This is a genomic window from Affinundibacterium seohonense, assembly GCF_014284305.1.
In the GTDB taxonomy this organism is placed as follows: Bacteria; Pseudomonadota; Gammaproteobacteria; order Burkholderiales; family Burkholderiaceae_D; genus Undibacterium; species Undibacterium seohonense.
The window spans coordinates 1-19,888 of the sequence record NZ_JACOFW010000024.1; the positions used below are offsets into that span (position 1 = coordinate 1).

Here is a 19,888-nt window from a genome sequence, read left to right on the forward strand (position 1 = left end):
CAATTTGGCGCTCGGATCGGATGCCGAACAGGTAGCCAATAAAAAGCATCTTAAAAAGCAAAACCGGATCAAACGCGGGACGACCATTGTCGGCACAGTAAAGCGCTTGAGTGCGTTCACGGATGAAATCGAAGGAGATGTGACGATCAATTAAACGAAGCAGGTGGTCTTTCGGAACCAGTTGTTCCAAGGTGACCATTTCTAATTCGTGTTGGAAAGGTGTCGGTGTTTTTAGCATGCCGCTATTAAACCAAAAGACCTCGCACTTGGCGAGGCCTTTTGGGGTTTGTCAGCAGTCTGAAGCGCCAGAATTTTCTGGCGCTTTTTTCTTTTATCAGATATTCGTAGCGCACGAAGATGACTTTCAGTTTGAGGGAATCTTCTATAGGAAGGCTGTGATAATACTGTTAAGCTAGAAAACAGAAGCAAGGCAGTGTCAAATGCGATTGAAAATAGCATTTAGAGCTTCTCCCTATTCCCCATTTACAGCAACAGGAGATTTTATGAGCCTCGTCGACCAATTTAATCAAGCTCAGGCTGATTCCAAAAACTTACCGGAACGCCCTGACAATATGACGTTATTGAAAATTTATGCACTCTTCAAACAAGCCAGCACTGGCGATGCCAGCGGTGATCGTCCAGGCATGACCGATTTTGTTGCACGCGCCAAATTTGATGCTTGGGCCGAGTTAAATGGCACCTCGAAAGATGCAGCAATGCAGGAATATATTGACCTGATCGAATCTCTTAAAGACTAATCTTTTTAGAGATTCTCTATCTGAATTTGCTGCAGGCACGAAACAGAAATGTTAGTGCCTGTTTTGTTTCTTGCCCCCCAATCTTAGTGTCCAAGTATATCCCGATTCAGCAAATCCGGCGGCACCTCGCCGCGCACGGCGGCAATAACATTCTTGATCGCTCGATTCACCATAGCCCTACGGGTGCGCTCTGATGCACTGGCAATATGCGGGGTCAATACGACATTCTTCAAGCCTAAAAAGTCAGGATGCAAACGCGGTTCGTTTTCAAACACGTCTAATCCCGCTCCAGCAATTTTTCCTTCTCGCAAAGCCCGAATTAAGGCCGTATCGTCCACAATTCCACCACGAGCAATATTGACCAATGTCGCACTAGGCTTCATTTTCGCCAGCTCAGCTTCTCCAATAATATGGTGCGCTTCTGGCGAATAGGGTAATGCTAAAATCAAATGATCCGCCTCACGCAGCAACGTCTCTTTATCGACGTACCGCGCATGATGCGCCGCTGATTCTTGCGCAGGGCTAAGTTGGCTGCGATTGTGGTAAATCACTTCCATGCCAAAACCGGAGGCACGACGCGCAATTGCCTGCCCAATACGCCCCATTCCCAAAATTCCCAAACGCGATCCATGAATATCGGCACCAACAAATAGATCTACACCCCACTTTTTCCATTCACCCACACGAAGAAAATGCTCTGCTTCAGTCACCCGGCGTGCAGTTGCCATCATTAAAGCCCAAGCGAAATCTGCGGTGGTTTCATTCAAGACATCAGGTGCATTAGTTGCCATCACTTGATGGCTCGTACATGCTTGCAAATCAAAATTATCGTAACCGACAGCGATGGTTGAAACAATTTTCAATTCGGGCAGTTTTGACAATAGATCAGCACTGATTTTTGCACTTGAGGTGCAAATCATGCCAAATTTGCCTTGCAACCTATCACATAACTCCTCAGGGGAGAAAATACGATCATCTGGATTTAACTCAAGCTCAAAATACGCATTCAAACGAAACAACTCCTCTGGAAACATCGCTCGGGCCACCAGTAGTTTAGGTTTAGAAGTATTCATAGATCTCGCATTAACAAAGCAGAATATAGGACGACAAACCAATTATACGGCGATCAACAGCATACACCGCGACTCATCCATCCCAACTCAAAAGCACTACATCGAGACGACCGATTGCCGGAAACTACATTTACTTATGCTAATTTTATCTAAGCCGCAATTGTGAGTTGAGACGATTTGCCTTAAAATACAAGGCTTTGCAGCTACATCGATTTTTCCAGTAGCGCTTCACCCCCGATTTTTTTATTGATAGGCCTGTTATGACCCACGTTGTGACCGAATCCTGCATCCGTTGCCGTTATACTGACTGCGTTGATGTTTGCCCAGTGGACTGCTTCCGTGCAGGTCCGAATTTCCTTGTAATTGACCCAGATGAGTGCATCGATTGTGCAGTTTGTGTTGCAGAATGCCCGGTTAATGCGATCTATGCAGAAGAAGATGTGCCGCAAGATCAGATGCCATTCATCAAAATCAATGCTGATTTGATTCGCAGCTGGCCTTCAATCACGAAGACAACCGCCCCTCTGGCCGATGCCGACGAGTGGAAAGATGTGAAAGATAAATTGCAATATCTTGAGCGTTAATCGCTTCTTTGCAATCATTTAATTTTTGCGTGATCGGCACATTGATTCGGTGGAATCGATTTGCCTAATTTTCTAAAGAATATAAAGTCGTATGGACAATACATCAAATCCAGCAATAACAACAAACAATGTGATCGAGGCCGATGCAGTCATCGTCGGCGCGGGTCCAGTTGGTTTGTTTCAAGTCTTTGAACTTGGCTTACTCGAAATCAAAGCACACGTTATTGACTCTCTCCCAGTCGTTGGTGGTCAATGTGTCGAGTTATATCCTGACAAGCCAATTTATGATATTCCAGCTGTTCCAGTTTGCACTGGTCAAGAATTGACCGACAATTTACTCAAGCAAATTGAGCCATTTGAGCCGACTTTCCACTTGAATCAAGAAGTCACCTTGGTACAACGTCGCGCTGATGGTCGCTTTGACCTTGAAACGTCTATGGGTACCAAGTTCATCACCAAGACTATTTTCATTGCAGCTGGCGTGGGTTCTTTCCAGCCACGTACTTTGAAAGTTGAAGGTATTGAAGCTTTTGAAGGTTCACAAGTTTTCTATCGTGTAAAAGACCCTAGCCGTTTTGAAGGTCGTAATTTGGTCATCTGCGGTGGTGGCGACTCTGCGTTAGATTGGGCTTTGGCATTAGCTGGTAAAGCGGAGTCCGTCATCGTATTGCACCGTCGCGATGACTTCCGTGCAGCACCCGCTTCTGTCGCCAAAATGAAGGAAATGTGCGACAACTACGAAATGCAATTGATCATCGGTCAAGTCACTGGCATAGAAACCAAAGACGACAAATTGGCAGAGATCAAAGTGACTGGTGCAGATGGCGTCACACGTCGCTTGCCACTTGATGATCTGTTGGTATTCTTCGGTTTATCACCAAAACTCGGCCCGATCGCCGATTGGGGTTTGGAAATCGAACGCAAGCAGCTGAAAGTGATGGACACTGAGAAATTTGAGACCAATGTGCCTGGTATTTTTGCAGTTGGTGATATCAATACTTACCCAGGTAAGAAAAAATTGATTTTGTCGGGTTTCCACGAAGCCGCATTGGCAGCGTTTGGTGCAGCACCGTATATTTTCCCTGAAAAGAAAATCCACATGCAGTACACCACGACATCACCAAAACTGCATAAGATCTTGGGTGTTGAGTCACCAGTATTTGATTAAATATTTCGATCATCAAAAACAAAAAAGCGCAAAAGAAATTCTCTTGCGCTTTTTTGTTTCAGGCAACGATATCAAAAAACCTCAGTTTCACCACCTTCGCTCTCTTGATACCGCATTGCAATTTCCTTGAACTCATCGGTAATTTTGAGGAATACATCTAAGATATCTGGATCAAAGTGACTTCCACGTCCTTTACGCATGATATCTATTGCTTCTTCATGGCTGAACGCCGGCTTATACACACGTCGAGATATTAAAGCGTCGTAAACATCAGCAACGGCCATCAAACGAGCAGAAATTGGGATCGCGTCCCCAGATAAATTTTCTGGGTAACCAGAGCCATCCCACTTTTCTTGGTGAGAATAAGTAATTTCGCGAGCAAATCTAAGAAATTCGTTACTTTCCCCCAGATAGCGTTCAACGGATAAAATCGTCTCACGACCATAATTCGTGTGCAGCTTCATAACCTCGAATTCTTCCGATGTCAGCTTACCCGGCTTCAATAAAATATTGTCGGGAATACCAACTTTACCAATATCGTGCAAAGGTGCTGACTTATACAATAATTCTATATTCTCGTCCGTTAACTCTGCTGAAAAACGCGGCACGGTTTTTAGCTGCCGGGCAAGTGCAGCAACATAGTTTTGGGTTCGGCGAATGTGGTTTCCTGTTTCATTATCGCGAGTCTCGGCAAGTGAAGCCATCGCCATAATGATCGCATCCTGCATCTTTGCCAGCTTGAGTGTTCGATCCTTGACTAAGCCCTCCAAATTCTTATTTTGGTCCTGCAAAAGATTGCGCGCCCGCACCAAGTTCAATTGTGTCGCCACTCTCGCCAGCACGATGGGTGGGCTTACTGGCTTGCTGATATAGTCAACTGCACCTAGTCTTAGACCCATTTCCTCATCGGAAACTTGACTTTTGGCAGTCAAAAAAATGACAGGTATCTGATGAGTCTGCGGATTGTCCTTTAATCGACGGCAAGTCTCATAACCATCCATTTCGGGCATCATCACATCCAATAGAATCAAATCCGGACTTGGCTCAATGGATGCAATATGTAAAGCTTTAAGTCCATTGGTCGCAATCTTAATTTTGTACTTGTCCTTTAAGAGTGCTGAAAGCAAGGTGATATTGTCAGGCGTATCGTCGACAATCAATATCACTTGCTTAGCATTCTGGTCGTGAGCTTCGTTCATATTTCACCCTAAAATAAATTGCAGCATCAATTCAATTTCTTCATCTAATGAATTACTCGAGACTCATTCCTATCATATGGGCATTCCCTTTCATAATCGACTGAATAACATCAAAATCATACTGGGAAGCAGCTCGCATAATCTGTTTTTGTACGTCCGAGCCAAATGCTATATTTAATTCTTCAACCGAATCATTCAGCAATTCCATTGCGTCAATATCGTAACTGGCCACCAACCGATAACAAATTTTTAATTTTTGATAAACCTCGACGGTGGACAATTGCTTTGATTCGCCGACTAAGGCTCCCAAATCAGACACTGCCGGTTCATTTTGCAGACTCGACTCAATCGCCTCGATAGTTGCCTGCAATTGTCGCTCTGCACTATCTAATAAACTACTAATTTGCTCAAATGGAATCAAACCTTCAATTTGTGATTCAATTCTTGCTGCAAGAAGTTGAACATCGGCACCGATCAAGCCAGACACACCTTTCAATGTGTGGGCAATCCTTTCTGCGGTTTTATAATCGGCCTTTACCATTGCATCGCGAATTTGATTGATCGCGGTCCGTTGATCCATCACAAATAATCTGAGCAATTTACAATAAAGTTGCCGATCTCCCATGGTGCGACTTAAACCCAAGCGCGTATCAACCCCTTGTATGTTCAATGATTTATCGGTCGCGGTAGAGTTCGCAACAATGCGATGATCTGTATTTGCAACCACATAGGAACTACACCAATCCGCCACCGTTTGATACAACTCATTCGGATTAATTGGCTTGGCAATATGCGCGTTCATTCCTGAATCAAAACACTTCTCGCGTTCAATCAACAGCGCATGCGCCGTCATAGCGACAACAGGCAACTCCTGAAATTGAGGGTGCTGACGAATCAGTTTCGTCGCCTCATGTCCGTCCAATTCAGGCATTTGTACATCCATCAAAACCAAGCCATAGTAGGTCGCATCCAAAGACAATAATCGCTCAATTGCAATTCGTCCATTTATAGCGACATCCACGACAATATCTGCGGCCTCTAACAACTCTTTTGCAATTTGCTGATTAACTAAATTATCTTCCACTAAAAGTACGTGCAGATTTCTGCACTTAAATGCGCCATGCAACGAACTCGCAGCATTAAAGTGGCGATGGTAGGAAAACATATTCACAAGACAATCAAACACACTTGAGGAATTGAAAGGTTTATCCAAGTAGGCATCCGTAATTGTAGCCTCCTCACGATAATTCAAACTCTCGCGCGCAGTCGCTCCCACTAAGGCAATTTTAGGCAAAAGCCGAAACGGTTTCTGGCGAATCTGAGCAATCAATTCTGCGCCATCCATGTATGGCATATGCAAATCGACAAAGATCGCATCAAACTGTCGATTTTCAGACTCAGCTTCGGTAAGAGCCGCAAGTGCTTCCTCGCCTGATTGCGCCATACTACTTCTGACTCCATACATGTCTAATTTTGCTCTGAGCACTTTCGCAGCATGCGGATGATCATCAACCACCAACACATTAAATTGATCAAACAACTCTCGATTAATATCAACTGGAGCAGATTCCACAAATGAAAATGGAATTTCAACACTTACGATAGTCCCCTCCCCAATTTGACTACGCAAGGAGATTTCACCATGCATTAAATTGACCATGCCTTTTGAGATCGATAAACCCAAACCAGTACCACCAAATTTTCTCGTCGTAGACTCATCCCCCTGACTAAAGGGCAAAAATAACTTGGATGATTGTGCCTCACTCATACCTAGCCCGGTGTCTCGAACATCAAATCGTAATCTTATTCGTTTAGCGTCACTATCAAGGCTCACAGACTCACTTATGCTGCATTGAAGGCAAACTTCACCTTCCTCTGTGAATTTGATCGCATTGTTCACCAGATTAATCAAAACTTGCCCCAAACGAAGCGGATCCCCCTTCAAACGCGTTGGCACATCCTCACCAATATCAAACAAAAACTCTAAACCTTTTTGTTCTGCTTTTTCGCTAGTAACAACTGCGACGCTATTGAAAACCTCGTCGAGATCAAACTCAACTTCTTCAATATCGAGCTTTCCAGCTTCAATTTTTGAAAAATCTAAAATGTCATTAATAATTCCCATTAACGACAAACCGGCTTTATGAATTTTTTCGACGTAATCTTGCTGCTTGACCGTTAATTCCGTCTTCAACGCCAGGTGTGCCATGCCAATAATTGCATTCATTGGGGTACGAATTTCATGACTCATATTCGCAAGAAACAAGGACTTTGCTTCCGTCGTTTCTTCGGCGTGGCGCCGCGCAAGTTCAGAAACCTTCAACTCATTTTGCATCTGCAAGGTTTGCAAACGCATCTGTTCATCCGTACTCTCTTTCAACTGCGATTCAAGCAATTTTCGTTGCGTTAAATCCGAGATGAAAGTCAATGTTGCCGGCTGCCCTTCCCACTCGATTAAGACTGACGATATCTCGACCCATATAAGTTGCAGAGTCGTAAGGTGCTTTAATCGTATTTGATAATACTGCTCGACGGATTCACCTCGCAAAAGACGCTGATGGCGCTCGGTTACGACGGGCACATCCTCACTGTAGATAGAAGAAGTAAAAGATAAGCCGATCAACTCTTCGTGGCTATAACCCGTTAAGGTCTGAATCAGACGATTGGCAAAAGCGATTTGCGCATTTTGTACGACAACAATTCCCTCTGTCACGTTGTCGATTAGAAGTCGATAGTTGTATTCCGACTTATGCAAATCATCTTCGAGTTGACGGCGTGCCGAGATATCCATTACTACCCAAACGGTACCGTAAGACAAATCGCTTTTATTCACCGCTCGACCAGAAAATTGAACCCAGAACAAACGCCCATCACTGCGCCGCATTTGCAATTCAGTCTCAAACGCTTTGCCTAGCAACACCGCCTGACTAACCGCAGCACCACTTGCCAAATAACTCTCGCGTGACGCATAAAATGGCTCAAGAGAAGCACCCAAGACCTGATCACGCTCCACACCAAATATTTGGCACAAAGGCGTATTTACCCATTGCACACGCCCTTGACTGTTGAGGAAAATCATACCGACGATAGAGTTTTCGAGAATCGTTTCGCGCTCCGTCAACATGCGCTGCAACTCATCTGCGAGATTCTTTCGCTCCAAAGTCATGAGTTCATTGAGACGCCTATCATGTTCGGCTTCCTTAAATTCGTTGCGGATCCTTAGGTTCTCCGTTTGAACTCGATTTGCGTGCTCCCTTACATGCATAAAGGAAGCCTGATAGCGTTTTTGTTCAATATAAGCAGCTTGCCATTGCCCGAGTTCTGCGTAAATTTCTGAAAGTTCGTTGATCGCGCATAGGGGCAAATGCTGATAACCGCTATCACCCAATTCATCGACGGCCTGCCGGAGCTGGATAATCGCCTGATCGTATTGCCCGAATCGTCTATGCAAAAAGCCATTGACCCAACGTATATAGGGTTTTAAATGGGGGTCCTCTATCATGTCCATCGACGTTAAGGCATTTTCACTAAAACTCATTGCCTCTTGTAGGTTCCCACGCATCGCCAAAGTATATGCCGCTACCGACAAATAGAACGAACGGTAAGAATTGATATGTTCTGCATAAACATGCTCGTTTTCTATGTAGTGAGCGATTGTTTGGTAGGCTTCATCAAACTTTCCTAAAGCAATCTTACATAAAGCTAACATGGTGGAACTAAATGGCAAAAGCCATTTTTCAGAAGATGAAGGCGCAATTTCACAAGCAATTTTTAAAAATTCTTCTGCATCGGCAGCATTGCCAGTGACATATAGCACCTCACCAAGATTCGCGGTGATCTGAGCGATTCGACTCACAGCATTTATTTTTTTGGCTTCATCAAGTGCACGATAGAAATAACGGATCGCCCGCATTGTTTCCCCGCGCTCTTGACAAAGGATCGCGACAATATTGAGCGCCAGTGCGGCTAATCGAGAGCCAACAACATCGAGATTTGGAATAATTTTTTGTTCAGATAGTACAAAGGCCGTTTGAACTTCACCAATTTTTCTCAGAACAATGATCCGACCAGTATCAGCGAGAAAGCGTCCCTCAGTTTGCCCACACGCATCAAACTGCTGCGATAAAGCCTCAAAAGCACGGACCGCTCGCTCCAAATCATTTTGAAAGTAAAAGGCAAAAGCATCAATCAGCTCAGCTGAGGCAAACAATAACTCATCACTGTTCAGACGCGCCTCTTCACGCAAGGCCGTCGCCACAGCGCGGCCATCGACAATAGAATCACGAAGTACATCTAGTCCATTTAATGATTGCTCGATCCAGTCGCTATTATTTTGAATAGTAGATCCGTGCATGTCCAAATTTTTTCTGAGTGTTGATACCGATGAAAAATCAAAAAACGCCGATGCGCCTCTGATTTTAGCGTGATTGAAGTAATAAATACATGAATGGCAGCACGAAGCATAAAAATACAGAAATCAAAACAAACCTATACAACATTCAGTTAGTATTTGATCACATCTTCAAATCAAATAGCACAGAGAGTACCAATACAATTTGACATGACTATTTTGCGCATGCTTAAATCTTCGACAGAGCTCAGGTAATTTTCTGGCGCTTGCAAAGCCAACTATTCGCATTCGATCACAATGACGGCACCACCAATTTCAAAAAAATAAATTGACCACCGCACCTACACCAAAGCATATCTTAATTGCTGAAGATAACGACTTCAATCAAGAGCTTGCCGTTGAACTTTTAACGGATGCGGGCTATCTCGCGACAACAGCAAATAATGGTCAACAGTTAATCGAAGAACTGCTTGCAAAGCCGAACGACACTTATCATTTAATTTTGATGGATCTCGAAATGCCAGTGCTTGATGGTCATCAAGCCACTACAGTCATTCGCAAGAATCGACAATTTGATCATATACCCATCATCGCACTCACCGCGCATACATCAGAGACGACGAAGGCACAATGCGCCCAAGAAGGAATGCAAGATTTTCTCGGCAAGCCATTTGATCCCGACAATTTGAATGCAACACTGAGCAAATGGTTGAAACCAGAAGACGCTTTTCCACGACAAGCCAAAGTCGTAGGTAGCGGTTTTTCATCGAATGACTCAGTCTTTGCAAAATTGAAGACGATCAATACCGTGCGCGGTCTGCAGCTATCTGGGAATAATCTTCAACTATACTTAAAGCTATTAAAACGCTTTTGTGACTCCCATACATTGACCCTATTCAAAATTCGCAACTACAACCAAAGTGATCTGTTCAGCGATGAATGCAAACGCCAGTTGCATACCCTAAAAGGACTTGCTGCAACAATTGCTGCAGACAAATTGGCGGACGATATCGCGCATTTCGAAATGGTTTTAGAAAATGCAAAAAAAATCGTCCTAAGTAATCAAGACAGTAACGGCTATCTGCAATCCATCGCGAATCACCTTGATGCCACCATTAAAGAGCTGGTCATTTTTTTTGATACGCAGGTAGAAATATCAATTGCGCCTGACAGCGCTACAGCAGTAAATAACTCGCCGTCCAAGTGTATAGAAACTCTCTTGGAGCTATTGGAGTCAGCCAACCCGGATGCCGTAGATTTTTTTCAGCAACATGCCTCAGAATTGAACAGCATGACCGCTAACAATGACTTCGAAATTCTGTCGAAGACCATTCAAGATTACGAGTTTGACCTCGCAATCGTAAAGTTAAAGTCAATGCAATCACGCCAATGAGCAATTAGAAATCAAAGTGAAATGCTTATTTCACAATTAACTCGTATAAAAATATATTTATGCCGCAGTGCAATAATTTAGCGTTATACTAGAATCTAACTTGTCCTTTGCGTCAATTCAAAAAACTCTCGCAACAGGGAAGCAATTCCGTCAACAACCAGGAAAATGCGAACATGCTTTATCAACTTCATGAATTAAACCGCTCGTTTTTGAATCCTCTCACCAAATGGGCAGAAGCTTCCTCAAAACTGTTTGCGAATCCGATTTCACCTTTAGCCTACACACCGTATTCGCAAAGAATGGCGGCAGCTTATGAGCTCGTATTTCGCTTAGGCAAAGAATACGAGAAGCCAGAATTCAATATTCAATTTACGAAAATCGGTGAACAAACAGTCGAGATCCAAGAAGATCTGGCGATTTCCAAACCATTTTGCAAACTCATCCACTTCAAGAAAAATCTATCGGATGCGAAGCTTAAGGCGTTGAAACTAGATCAACCAAAAGTGTTGATTGTTGCTCCACTCTCTGGGCACCATGCAACATTGTTACGCGACACGGTTCGTAGCTTGTTACCGACTCACGATGTGTATATCACTGATTGGATCGATGCACGCATGGTGCCATTATCGGCTGGCGCGTTTCATCTACACGATTATATTTATTACGTCCAAGAATTCATTCGTCATTTAAGCCCTGATTTACATGTCATCTCAGTTTGCCAGCCCACCGTACCTGTATTGGCTGCGATCTCCCTAATGGCGAGCGAGAATGATCCTGCACTGCCAAAAACGATGACCATGATGGGCGGACCAATCGATGCTCGCAAATCTCCGACCCAAGTCAACACGTTGGCAACTGAGAAAAAATATTCTTGGTTTGAAAATTCTGTTATCTACAATGTGCCAGCGAATTATCCTGGTTTCGGGCGTAAAGTGTATCCAGGTTTCTTACAGCACACAGGTTTCGTCGCGATGAATCCAGATCGACATGCACAGAGCCACTGGGATTTTTATCAGCATTTAGTACAAGGTGATGATGAGTCTGCCGAACAGCATCGTAAATTTTATGATGAATACAACGCCGTGCTCGATCTGCCTGCCGAATACTACTTAGAAACGATTAAGACCGTTTTTCAAGAATTCAGTCTTCCGCGCGGAACGTGGGAGGTACAAGGTAAATTAGTACGTCCACAAGATATCAAAACGGTCGCACTATTCACCGTCGAAGGTGAATTAGACGACATTTCAGGCACTGGCCAAACTCAGGCTGCGCATGACCTTTGCTCCAATATTCCACCGAGCATGAAGCAAGATTTTGTCGCACCGGGTTGCGGTCACTATGGTATTTTTTCTGGCCGTAAATGGCGTGAAATCGTGTGCCCAAAAGTCATAGCCTTTATGGAAAAACACGCGTAACTTTAATAAAGTCAACGTAAAAAGAGCGGATTTCTCCGCTCTTTTTGCTTTTAAAGGATGGGCGAAATTAGACTCTCCCGTTTATTCTAGGCTATACTCACTTTTTACATAAAACAAGATTGCTTGATTACCCGCTAAAGTTGTCTACGGCAGGTTCGTAAAAAATCAATCCCTGTTTAAAAATACATGAAAAAAGTCAAGCCTGTCATCACGTTTCTGAGCTTATGTTTTTGTTGGCATAGTGCCTTCGCGCAATTAGAGACGCCAGCAGAAAACTCAAAAACATTTTCAGCATTTAAAGAATTACGCGATCGCACTTCGGATCTCACAATCAATGCCATGAGTTTGCTTGGAATCAAATACAAACGTGGCGGGGATAGTCCAGAGAATGGTCTTGATTGCAGTGGCTTTGTGCGCTTTGTCTTTAAGAATGCCAACGAGACTGAACTACCAAGAACAGCAAAAGAAATCAGTAACAAAGGTGACAAGATAGATACGAAAGATATCAAACCAGGTGATTTGGTCTTTTTCAATACACTCAAAAAAAGCTTCTCCCACGTCGGGATTTACCTGGGAGATAGCCAATTTATCCACGCACCATCTGCCGGTGGAAAAGTACGCATAGAAAGTATGAATGTCGCCTATTGGAAAAAACGTTTCAATGGAGCGCGCCGCATCAATGAAGTGGAAGCGAAAAACTAAGGTTCACTTCTCTTGAAAGACGCGAATTTTATCCTTTAGCTCGGCGATCACTGACAACGCCGCTTTTTCGCCCGCCAAGATCGCCAGATTTCTTCCATTAAAATCATTACCCTTCATGCTTGGCAGGTCTGGTTTAATCACAATATCAGCGTTTTTCAACTCAAACTGATTTAAACTTTGCCCCATAATGGTGAAAGTTTGCATCAAGACCTCCAAAGAACTGGTTGCAGCCTGGCCCTCTGGTGCGGATGAGATATTGACCGCGATCACGATATCGGCGCCCATTTCACGGGCAAATCGTACCGGTACTGGCGACACCAGTCCACCGTCAACATAAAACCTGTCATTTATTTTGACAGGTTGAAAAACACCTGGCACGGAAGAAGAGGCACGCACTGCCAAACCCGTATTGCCTCTTTGAAAAAGTATAGGTGTTCCGGTGTTCAAATCAGTGGCTACGGCACCGAAAGGTTTCTTGAGCTTTTCGATCGATGCCTGACCTACCATTTTATTCACGTAATTTTGTAACGCTTCGCCTTTTAATACACCGCTACTTTTGGAAAAAAAAGGCAAGGACCAATCTGATATCGTTGCCTCATCCATATCTAGCGCCATCTTTTGCAAGACGAAACCATTATTGCCAGCAGCATACATAGCGCCAACAACACTACCGGCGCTAGTACCAACGACTATATCAGGAACGATACCCTGCGCCTCCAAGACTTTGATCACGCCAATATGCGCGAACCCACGTGCGGCACCGCCACCAAGCGCCAAACCGATCCGAACTGGCCTTAAAGGTTTTTGTTGCAAAGGTAAATCGAGCTTGGTAATTGCTTTACTAGCTGGTGTCGCCATCGGAGGCGAACTTGCGCACCCGAGCAAAACAGCAGACACAAGAAATAACGCAATAAAAAAACGTGATGAGCCAGCGAGCAGACTGTGCATGATAGTTTTAAGGGAATTTAGAGGAGTCGTTTCCTGCACAGGACGCACTAAGGAAAGAATGAAAGCTTGAGTGAAGATAAGAAAAGCTAAATTGGCGGAAGCGGTGAGATTCGAACTCACGAAGGACTCTCATCCTCGCTAGTTTTCAAGACTAGTGCCTTCAACCGCTCGGCCACACTTCCGTCTTTAGCTAGTTATAAAAAAATGCTGGTTTTCACAAGCAATCTTCTAAGCCCGAAATTATATCTGACTTTCATAATTTGTGGTAACTTTTTTCACGAACTTAATTTACATCGCCAAGCTAGGGAGGGTGAATTTTTTCGAAATCAAATCAGAAAATTTATCCACTTCTAATGGCCGAGAAAACAAATAACCTTGAATTTCATCACAGCCCATTTTTTGCAAAAAAGCGAATTGCTCACGATTTTCTACACCTTCGGCAATGACTCTATGTTTCATTTGTTTTGCCATGCTAATAATCGCACTGGCAATTGCACAATCATCGACATCATCTGGTATGCCCTGAATAAATGAACGATCAATTTTCAAAGTATCTATAGGAAATTTCTTCAGGTAGGACAAACTGGAAAATCCGGTACCAAAATCATCCAATGCCAGCGTTACGCCTTGCGCGGTAATTTCATCCATGATTTTCACTACCCCATCGGTGTTCTGCATCAACATGCTTTCCGTGATTTCCAACTCCAACCAGCTTGATAAAATCTGATGTCGCGATAAAGCTTCTGCAACTCGCGCCGGCAAGGAGGCAGTAAACTCCTTAGCAGAGACATTTACAGCAATCCGAAATGGTGTAATTCCAGCGTCTTGCCAAATTTTTGCCTGAGCACAAGCTGCATCCAATACCCATGCATCGATGTGCAAAATCAAATTCGTTTCCTCGGCAACAGCAATGAATTCACCGGGAGAAATGATGCCATCCAATGGATGAGCCCAACGAATTAATGCTTCTGCACCGAGCACCTGCCCAGAATAAATATCTACTTTTGGTTGATACAAAAGAAAGAACTCATTTCGTTGCAAAGCGCGACGCAAGCCAGACTCAAGATACAAACGCCCTGCAATCATCTGGTTCATTTCAACATCGTAAAAGGCGTAACTACCGCTAGCTTTTTCGCTGTGGCATTTTGCTTTAAACATCGCAATATCAGCCTTCTGCAAAAGCTCTTCCGCATCATTACCATCTTGCGGATAAATGCTAATGCCGATACTTGCACCCAAGCGTAATTCATGTCCTTCAATATGAAATATTGACTCCAGTGTGGCTAACATTTTCTGGGCTACTAAGCTCGCGTGGAAATGCTGCTTAATATCATGTAAGGCAACCGCAAATTCATCACTACCTAAACGAGCAATCACATCGTTTTCGCGTAATATCGAGCGGAATCGTTCCGCCACCTGACGCAACAACAAATCCCCGATACGGTGTCCAAGTGTGTCATTGATCGGTTTAAAACGGTTTAAATCAATGAACATGACTGACATTGAAATATCTGCCCTATGTCCCTGCTGTAAAGTGTTATCAACTAATTTCTTAAACAAAGTCCGGTTCGGTAAGTCCGTTAAAGGATCATAATAGGCGAGATGATTAATTTTCTCCTCGGTGAGTTTTCGCTCTGTAATATCACTGAGATAACCGATCATACCAATCGGCTGCATGTGTTCATCAAACAATGTAGACAAACTCAAACTTGCCCAAAAAATATCCCCTGTCTTTTTACGGCGACGCACTTCCATTTCGCGCCCCCCTTGCTCCAAAAACACGTCCCGACTTAGCTCATCCTCAATGGCATCGGACTCATACAAAAACAAAACATTTTGCCCAATTGCCTCACTTGCGCTATACCCAAATAGCTTCTCGGCACCAAGATTCCAACTCAAAATAAAGCCGGCCAAGTCCATGGTAATCACGGACTCATGGATTTGATCAAGGATTTGTGTGTGAATGGATTGCGAACGCATTGCCGCATCAAACTTGGAATGCAGAGCTAAACGCGATGCAAACAGACGCGCCGTCAATGACGTTAAAAAATTTAACTTTTTTAAATCCTCTTCTGTCAAAGAGGATTTACCGGAAAGAACGTAGTAACTTTCAGCGCCGATTTGCCGATAAACCAAATTCTCGTGAGCTATGGGCAAACACCGAGTAAACTGAAGTTCGCCATCAAAGAAGATTAACTTAACAACCCGATTGACCGCCTTCACCAATTCGTCACCTGAAAGACACAAAATTGCCTCGCCTAATTCAGCCCCAAGCGAAACATCTTGTTGCAGTTCAATAGGTGGACGCATTACATATCCTGACAAACTTGATTAACCCAAGTGTAGGCTTGAGCTAAATTTTGATAATAGTTTTCAGCTACTAATTGCGCTTCAGAGGATGCTGCAACAAAGCCATCCGAAAATGATCGATCCGAGCTTTCTACCAAGCGTAAATTTTGCCCCAAAATTCCAGTTCGTTCTAGCAAAGCAGCTCGGACATCGTCATTCAAACTAAGGGGTTTCAAAATTTCCCACAAGGGACAAGCAAACAATAGATCCAATAGGGAGAACATGCCAACCATAAAAGCGGCATCTTGCTCATCTTTATCTCCGCCTTGTTGACGGCATAGCGCTTCCATGCAACTTGCCCGATAAGCCGCGCGTAGCATTAATGGATTTAAACTGGCACCCTGTCCATTTTGACGTGCATAAAGCAATAATTGCAACCATCGTTGCAATTGTCGGCGTCCCAACAAATTAATTGCCTGAATAAAACTGCTCACCTTCACGGTTTGCGCAAATGCTGCGGAACTCACCAGCTTAAACAACATAAAGGAAAGTGTCGGATCTTGTTTAAACAGTGTTTCTAACTCTTTGGTTTCCGCATCTTTAGATACTAAACCCAGTAGTTTGAGCAAACGAGAGCGCGCTGTGGCATCCGAAGCTCGCGAAGAATTGGTAGAACAAAAAGCAAAGTCACCGGAAAAAAAACTAAATCCAGCATTCTGTGCTTGTTCGAAATAGTGCAAAGAATTCAGATTTTTTGCCAGATGTTGGCTGTGTTGAAGGCTGAAAATCCATGGCTGGATATGCGAAGGAACACCTGATTCACAATTAACGGCAATCCCTCGCGTGTCCGGCCATAACAATTGCGCTTTAGAATTAAAATCGTCCATCATCAACCTAACCCCAGATTGATGTAAATGCTTCAAGCGTTGCTGCACCTCTTTTGATTCGCAGCTAGACTCCTGTATGCAAAGTACGACATGTTTGGCGTAATCACGCGTTTCAAAATCCAAGGCTAAATTATTGGGATTACTCAATGGTACAAAAAATAACAGCGGAGAGATTGCCTCAAAAAAAGAAACTTGGTTTAAATAGCTTAAAAGACTCAAGCAATGTGCATCATTCGCTTCCTTGAAGCTCGGCATTAAACCAAGAATTTTGTGCTGACTGTTTACTATCGGCAATAAAGTTGCAATTGGAATCATTGAATCCGCATTCCCCGTCGTCTAAGTTTTTAAAATGAAGTGCCGTAAAGCAATTTATATCCTGATAGTAAGTTGAAATTTACACAATTGCAAGTGCATTTTTGGCATATATTTTAAAATCTTGCTGATGTTGGTAGGGCAACACAAAAATACCCCGCATCAAAGACTATTTGATCGACAAAACCACAAAAATGCTTACAAAAATAATTGCTGAAGGTCATTCAAAAAGCGACGACCAAGCTCCGTCGGTTGGATCTTTACGTGATCTCGCAATAACAAGCCTCGGCCTTCGGCAAGATTCAATGCAGACTCGATTGAATTGATGAGCAAACCGGTACGCTCAAAAAATAAGGCAGTATCAAATCCCTGATTTAATCGCAAGGCATTGAGCATAAATTCAAACGCCAACTCATCTTTAGGAATTTCGCGGCTGTCTTGAATGGGATTACCAAGTGCCGCGGCTTCCATGTACATCTTTGGTTGCTTATGCCGGACTTGGCGAATGATTCGATGCGGGAACGACAACTTAGAATGAGCACCGGCACCAATGCCCAGATAATCACCAAAGTTCCAATAATTTAAATTATGCCTCGATGCCTTGCCTGGCCTAGCAAAAGCGGAAACTTCATAATGATCATAACCAGCCTCAGCCATCCTCGCCTGAATTTGCTCTTGCATCTCGGCACTGAGATCATCATCTGGAATCGCCGGTGGAAACTTAGCAAAGTACGTGTTCGGCTCTAAAGTCAAATGATAGAGAGATAAATGATTCGGTTTGAATCGCAAAGCGATGTCTAAATCCGATATAGATTCAGTTAATGTTTGCGAAGGCAAAGCAAACATCAGATCCAAATTAAAATTCTCAAAATTATCTTGGGCAATTGCAATCGCTCGTTGTGCCTCATCGCCGTTATGAATACGACCAAGCGCTGACAAATGGGCTGAATTAAAACTTTGGATGCCGATCGATAAACGATTCACGCCACTCCGACTATATTGCTTGAATTTCTCCGCCTCAAAAGTTCCCGGATTCGCTTCCATCGTAATTTCTGCGGCGGAATCAATTGGCAATAAAGTTCTCACGTCAGACAACAAACGATCTAGGCCTGCGGCGGACATCAAACTGGGAGTACCGCCACCAATAAAGATGGTATAAATCTTCCGTCCCCAGATCATAGGCAACGCTGCCTCCAAATCCGCACGAACGGCAGATAAATAGGCATTTTCATCGAATTGATTCTTCACTTCATGCGAATTGAAATCGCAATAGGGGCATTTCTTGACGCACCAAGGGAAATGAATATACAAAGATAATGGCGGGAGCGACTGCAAAGACAGTCCGCCGGGACTAAGATAGTTATGCTGCACCATTGCTGGTACATCACTGATATTGATTGACCCGTTTGACCCGGACTCCTTGGATGTAATTTGCGTGGCAGAGATGGGTTTGATTGGGATCATCTTAATTTTTTTAGTAATTCTTGCAGCGCAAGCGCGCGATGTGACAAAACATTTTTCTTGACTGAGTCTAACTCTGCGACCGTTTTACCAAACTCTGGCAGATAAAAATAAGGGTCATATCCGAAACCGCCAGTGCCTCTAGCCTGGTCAATTATTTCGCCTTGCCAGCGCCCGTCTGCAATCACGGGTTGCGGATCATGAGCAGATCTCACATACACTAGCACGCAATAATAATAGGCCGAACGATCGGTTTGTTGACTAAGGGAAGCAATCAATTTTTCATTGTTTCGCAAATCTGACTTTGGTTCCCCTGCAAATCGCGCCGAATGTACGCCCGGCGCACCTCCTAACGCGCTCACACAAATACCAGAATCATCAGCGATCGCGGGCAAACCAGTCAGCGCAGAAGCATGTCTGGCTTTCGCCAAAGCATTCTCAACAAAGGTGAAAAATGGCTCCTCTGCGTCAGGCACACCGAGTTCTGCTTGTGCATGCAAATCCATATCCAAAGACTGAAGAATCTGCTGAAATTCTTTGAGTTTGCCTGCATTATTAGAGGCTAGTACGATTTTTTGTTTCATGGTCATTGAATGCTAACTCACCATTAGATAGCCAGTGCTTGCTTCTGCTTAGTAATAATCTCTGCAATTCCTGCTTGAGCCAAATCTAGTAATTGATTCAGAGCCTGCCGATCGAATGCGACGCCTTCGGCTGTTCCCTGGACTTCAATAAAATGTCCTTTATCGTCCATGACGACATTCATGTCAGTGTCACAATCAGAATCTTCCAAATAGTCGAGATCGAGCACCGGAACCCCCTTAAAAACACCAACCGATATCGCTGCAATAAATTGCTTGACCGGAATGGCGCTAATCACGCCCTGCGCTTGCAATTTTGCGAAAGCATCATAGGCTGCAACCATCGCACCAGAAATCGCCGCGGTGCGCGTCCCACCATCGGCTTGAATGACATCACAATCCAAATGCAAAGTGCGCTCACCAAAACTCTCTAAGTCAAATGCTGCACGCAATGAACGACCAATTAAACGTTGAATCTCTTGGGTACGACCAGATTGTTTACCCTTTGCCGCCTCGCGATCCATACGCGTATGAGTCGAGCGTGGCAACATGCCATATTCAGCAGTTAACCATCCCTGCCCTTTCCCCTTTAAAAAGCCGGGCACTTTGTCTTCAATCGACGCAGTACAAATCACTTTCGTATCGCCGAACTCGACCAACACTGAGCCCTCGGCATGCTTGGTAAATTGACGTGTTAACGTAATTTGGCGTAAAGCATTGGCAGCTCGTCCGCTCGGACGCGCTACATTTGAAACTTCTGACATAGA

16 protein-coding genes and 1 tRNA gene are annotated in these 19,888 nt (G+C 43.9%); 6 read left to right on the top strand and 11 right to left on the bottom strand.

The genetic code is table 11. From position 1 onward, the window contains the following. A partial coding sequence (locus tag H8K52_RS16905) for a transposase (protein ID WP_186924087.1) occupies window positions 1-238 on the bottom strand: 238 nt, incomplete at its 3' end. 265 nt (window positions 239-503) lie between these two features. On the opposite strand from H8K52_RS16905, the gene H8K52_RS16910 reads away from it, so the two are divergent. Then, window positions 504-758 carry an acyl-CoA-binding protein gene (locus tag H8K52_RS16910; RefSeq protein WP_186924088.1) on the top strand — a complete coding sequence of 85 codons (255 nt, stop codon included), beginning with the start codon at window positions 504-506 and terminating at the stop codon, window positions 756-758. Between the two features lie 83 nt (window positions 759-841). Here the strand turns inward: H8K52_RS16910 and H8K52_RS16915 are convergent, their stop codons facing one another. Then, window positions 842-1,831 carry a 2-hydroxyacid dehydrogenase gene (locus H8K52_RS16915; protein WP_186924089.1) on the bottom strand — a complete coding sequence of 330 codons (990 nt, stop codon included), beginning with the start codon at window positions 1,829-1,831 and terminating at the stop codon, window positions 842-844. 260 nt (window positions 1,832-2,091) lie between these two features. Here H8K52_RS16915 and fdxA point away from each other — a divergent pair, with 260 nt between their 5' ends. Further along, window positions 2,092-2,415 (top strand): ferredoxin FdxA, encoded by a 324-nt coding sequence (gene fdxA, locus H8K52_RS16920; protein ID WP_186924090.1) that lies wholly within the window; start codon window positions 2,092-2,094, stop codon window positions 2,413-2,415. A 91-nt stretch (window positions 2,416-2,506) separates the two neighbouring features. Then, window positions 2,507-3,583, top strand: a complete 1,077-nt coding sequence (locus tag H8K52_RS16925; RefSeq protein WP_186924091.1) for an NAD(P)/FAD-dependent oxidoreductase — start codon at window positions 2,507-2,509, stop codon at window positions 3,581-3,583. 71 nt (window positions 3,584-3,654) lie between these two features. On the opposite strand, the gene H8K52_RS16930 is transcribed toward H8K52_RS16925, so the two are convergent. Together H8K52_RS16930 and H8K52_RS16935 are read right to left on the bottom strand one after the other, a co-directional pair. Continuing rightward, complete coding sequence (locus H8K52_RS16930; protein WP_186924092.1) at window positions 3,655-4,782, bottom strand: response regulator; 1,128 nt, start codon at window positions 4,780-4,782, stop codon at window positions 3,655-3,657. 52 nt (window positions 4,783-4,834) lie between these two features. Further along, on the bottom strand, window positions 4,835-9,136 hold the full coding sequence (locus tag H8K52_RS16935; RefSeq protein WP_186924093.1) for a response regulator: 4,302 nt from the start codon (window positions 9,134-9,136) through the stop codon (window positions 4,835-4,837). Window positions 9,137-9,461: 325 nt separating this feature from the next. Between H8K52_RS16935 and H8K52_RS16940 the strand changes: the two genes are divergently transcribed. The 3 genes from H8K52_RS16940 to H8K52_RS16950 all read left to right on the top strand — a co-directional run bounded on the left by H8K52_RS16940 (window position 9,462) and on the right by H8K52_RS16950 (window position 12,643). Further along, a complete protein-coding gene (locus tag H8K52_RS16940) occupies window positions 9,462-10,526 on the top strand; it encodes an Hpt domain-containing response regulator (protein WP_186924094.1) in 1,065 nt (354 codons plus the stop codon). A 173-nt stretch (window positions 10,527-10,699) separates the two neighbouring features. Next, a complete protein-coding gene (locus H8K52_RS16945) occupies window positions 10,700-11,941 on the top strand; it encodes a polyhydroxyalkanoate depolymerase (protein WP_186924095.1) in 1,242 nt (413 codons plus the stop codon). A gap of 186 nt (window positions 11,942-12,127) precedes the next feature. After that, complete coding sequence (locus H8K52_RS16950) at window positions 12,128-12,643, top strand: C40 family peptidase (RefSeq protein ID WP_186924096.1); 516 nt, start codon at window positions 12,128-12,130, stop codon at window positions 12,641-12,643. A gap of 3 nt (window positions 12,644-12,646) precedes the next feature. On the opposite strand, the gene H8K52_RS16955 is transcribed toward H8K52_RS16950, so the two are convergent. The 7 genes from H8K52_RS16955 to rph all read right to left on the bottom strand — a co-directional run bounded on the left by H8K52_RS16955 (window position 12,647) and on the right by rph (window position 19,885). Continuing rightward, complete coding sequence (locus H8K52_RS16955; RefSeq protein WP_425507556.1) at window positions 12,647-13,501, bottom strand: patatin-like phospholipase family protein; 855 nt, start codon at window positions 13,499-13,501, stop codon at window positions 12,647-12,649. Between the two features lie 182 nt (window positions 13,502-13,683). Next, window positions 13,684-13,773, bottom strand: a tRNA-Ser gene (locus H8K52_RS16960). Window positions 13,774-13,879: 106 nt separating this feature from the next. Continuing rightward, entirely contained in the window at window positions 13,880-15,901 is a 2,022-nt protein-coding gene (locus H8K52_RS16965) for a putative bifunctional diguanylate cyclase/phosphodiesterase (protein WP_186924097.1), read from the bottom strand. Further along, complete coding sequence (locus tag H8K52_RS16970; protein ID WP_186924098.1) at window positions 15,901-17,082, bottom strand: EAL and HDOD domain-containing protein; 1,182 nt, start codon at window positions 17,080-17,082, stop codon at window positions 15,901-15,903. The genes H8K52_RS16965 and H8K52_RS16970 overlap by 1 nt, the downstream gene beginning before the upstream one ends. Window positions 17,083-17,277: 195 nt before the next feature. Continuing rightward, window positions 17,278-18,543, bottom strand: a complete 1,266-nt coding sequence (hemW, locus tag H8K52_RS16975; RefSeq protein WP_186924099.1) for a radical SAM family heme chaperone HemW — start codon at window positions 18,541-18,543, stop codon at window positions 17,278-17,280. Then, complete coding sequence (rdgB, locus tag H8K52_RS16980; protein WP_186924100.1) at window positions 18,540-19,124, bottom strand: RdgB/HAM1 family non-canonical purine NTP pyrophosphatase; 585 nt, start codon at window positions 19,122-19,124, stop codon at window positions 18,540-18,542. The genes hemW and rdgB overlap by 4 nt, the downstream gene beginning before the upstream one ends. 23 nt (window positions 19,125-19,147) lie before the next feature. Next, window positions 19,148-19,885 (bottom strand): ribonuclease PH, encoded by a 738-nt coding sequence (gene rph / locus H8K52_RS16985; RefSeq protein WP_186924101.1) that lies wholly within the window; start codon window positions 19,883-19,885, stop codon window positions 19,148-19,150. Between the last annotated feature and the right edge of the window lie 3 nt (window positions 19,886-19,888).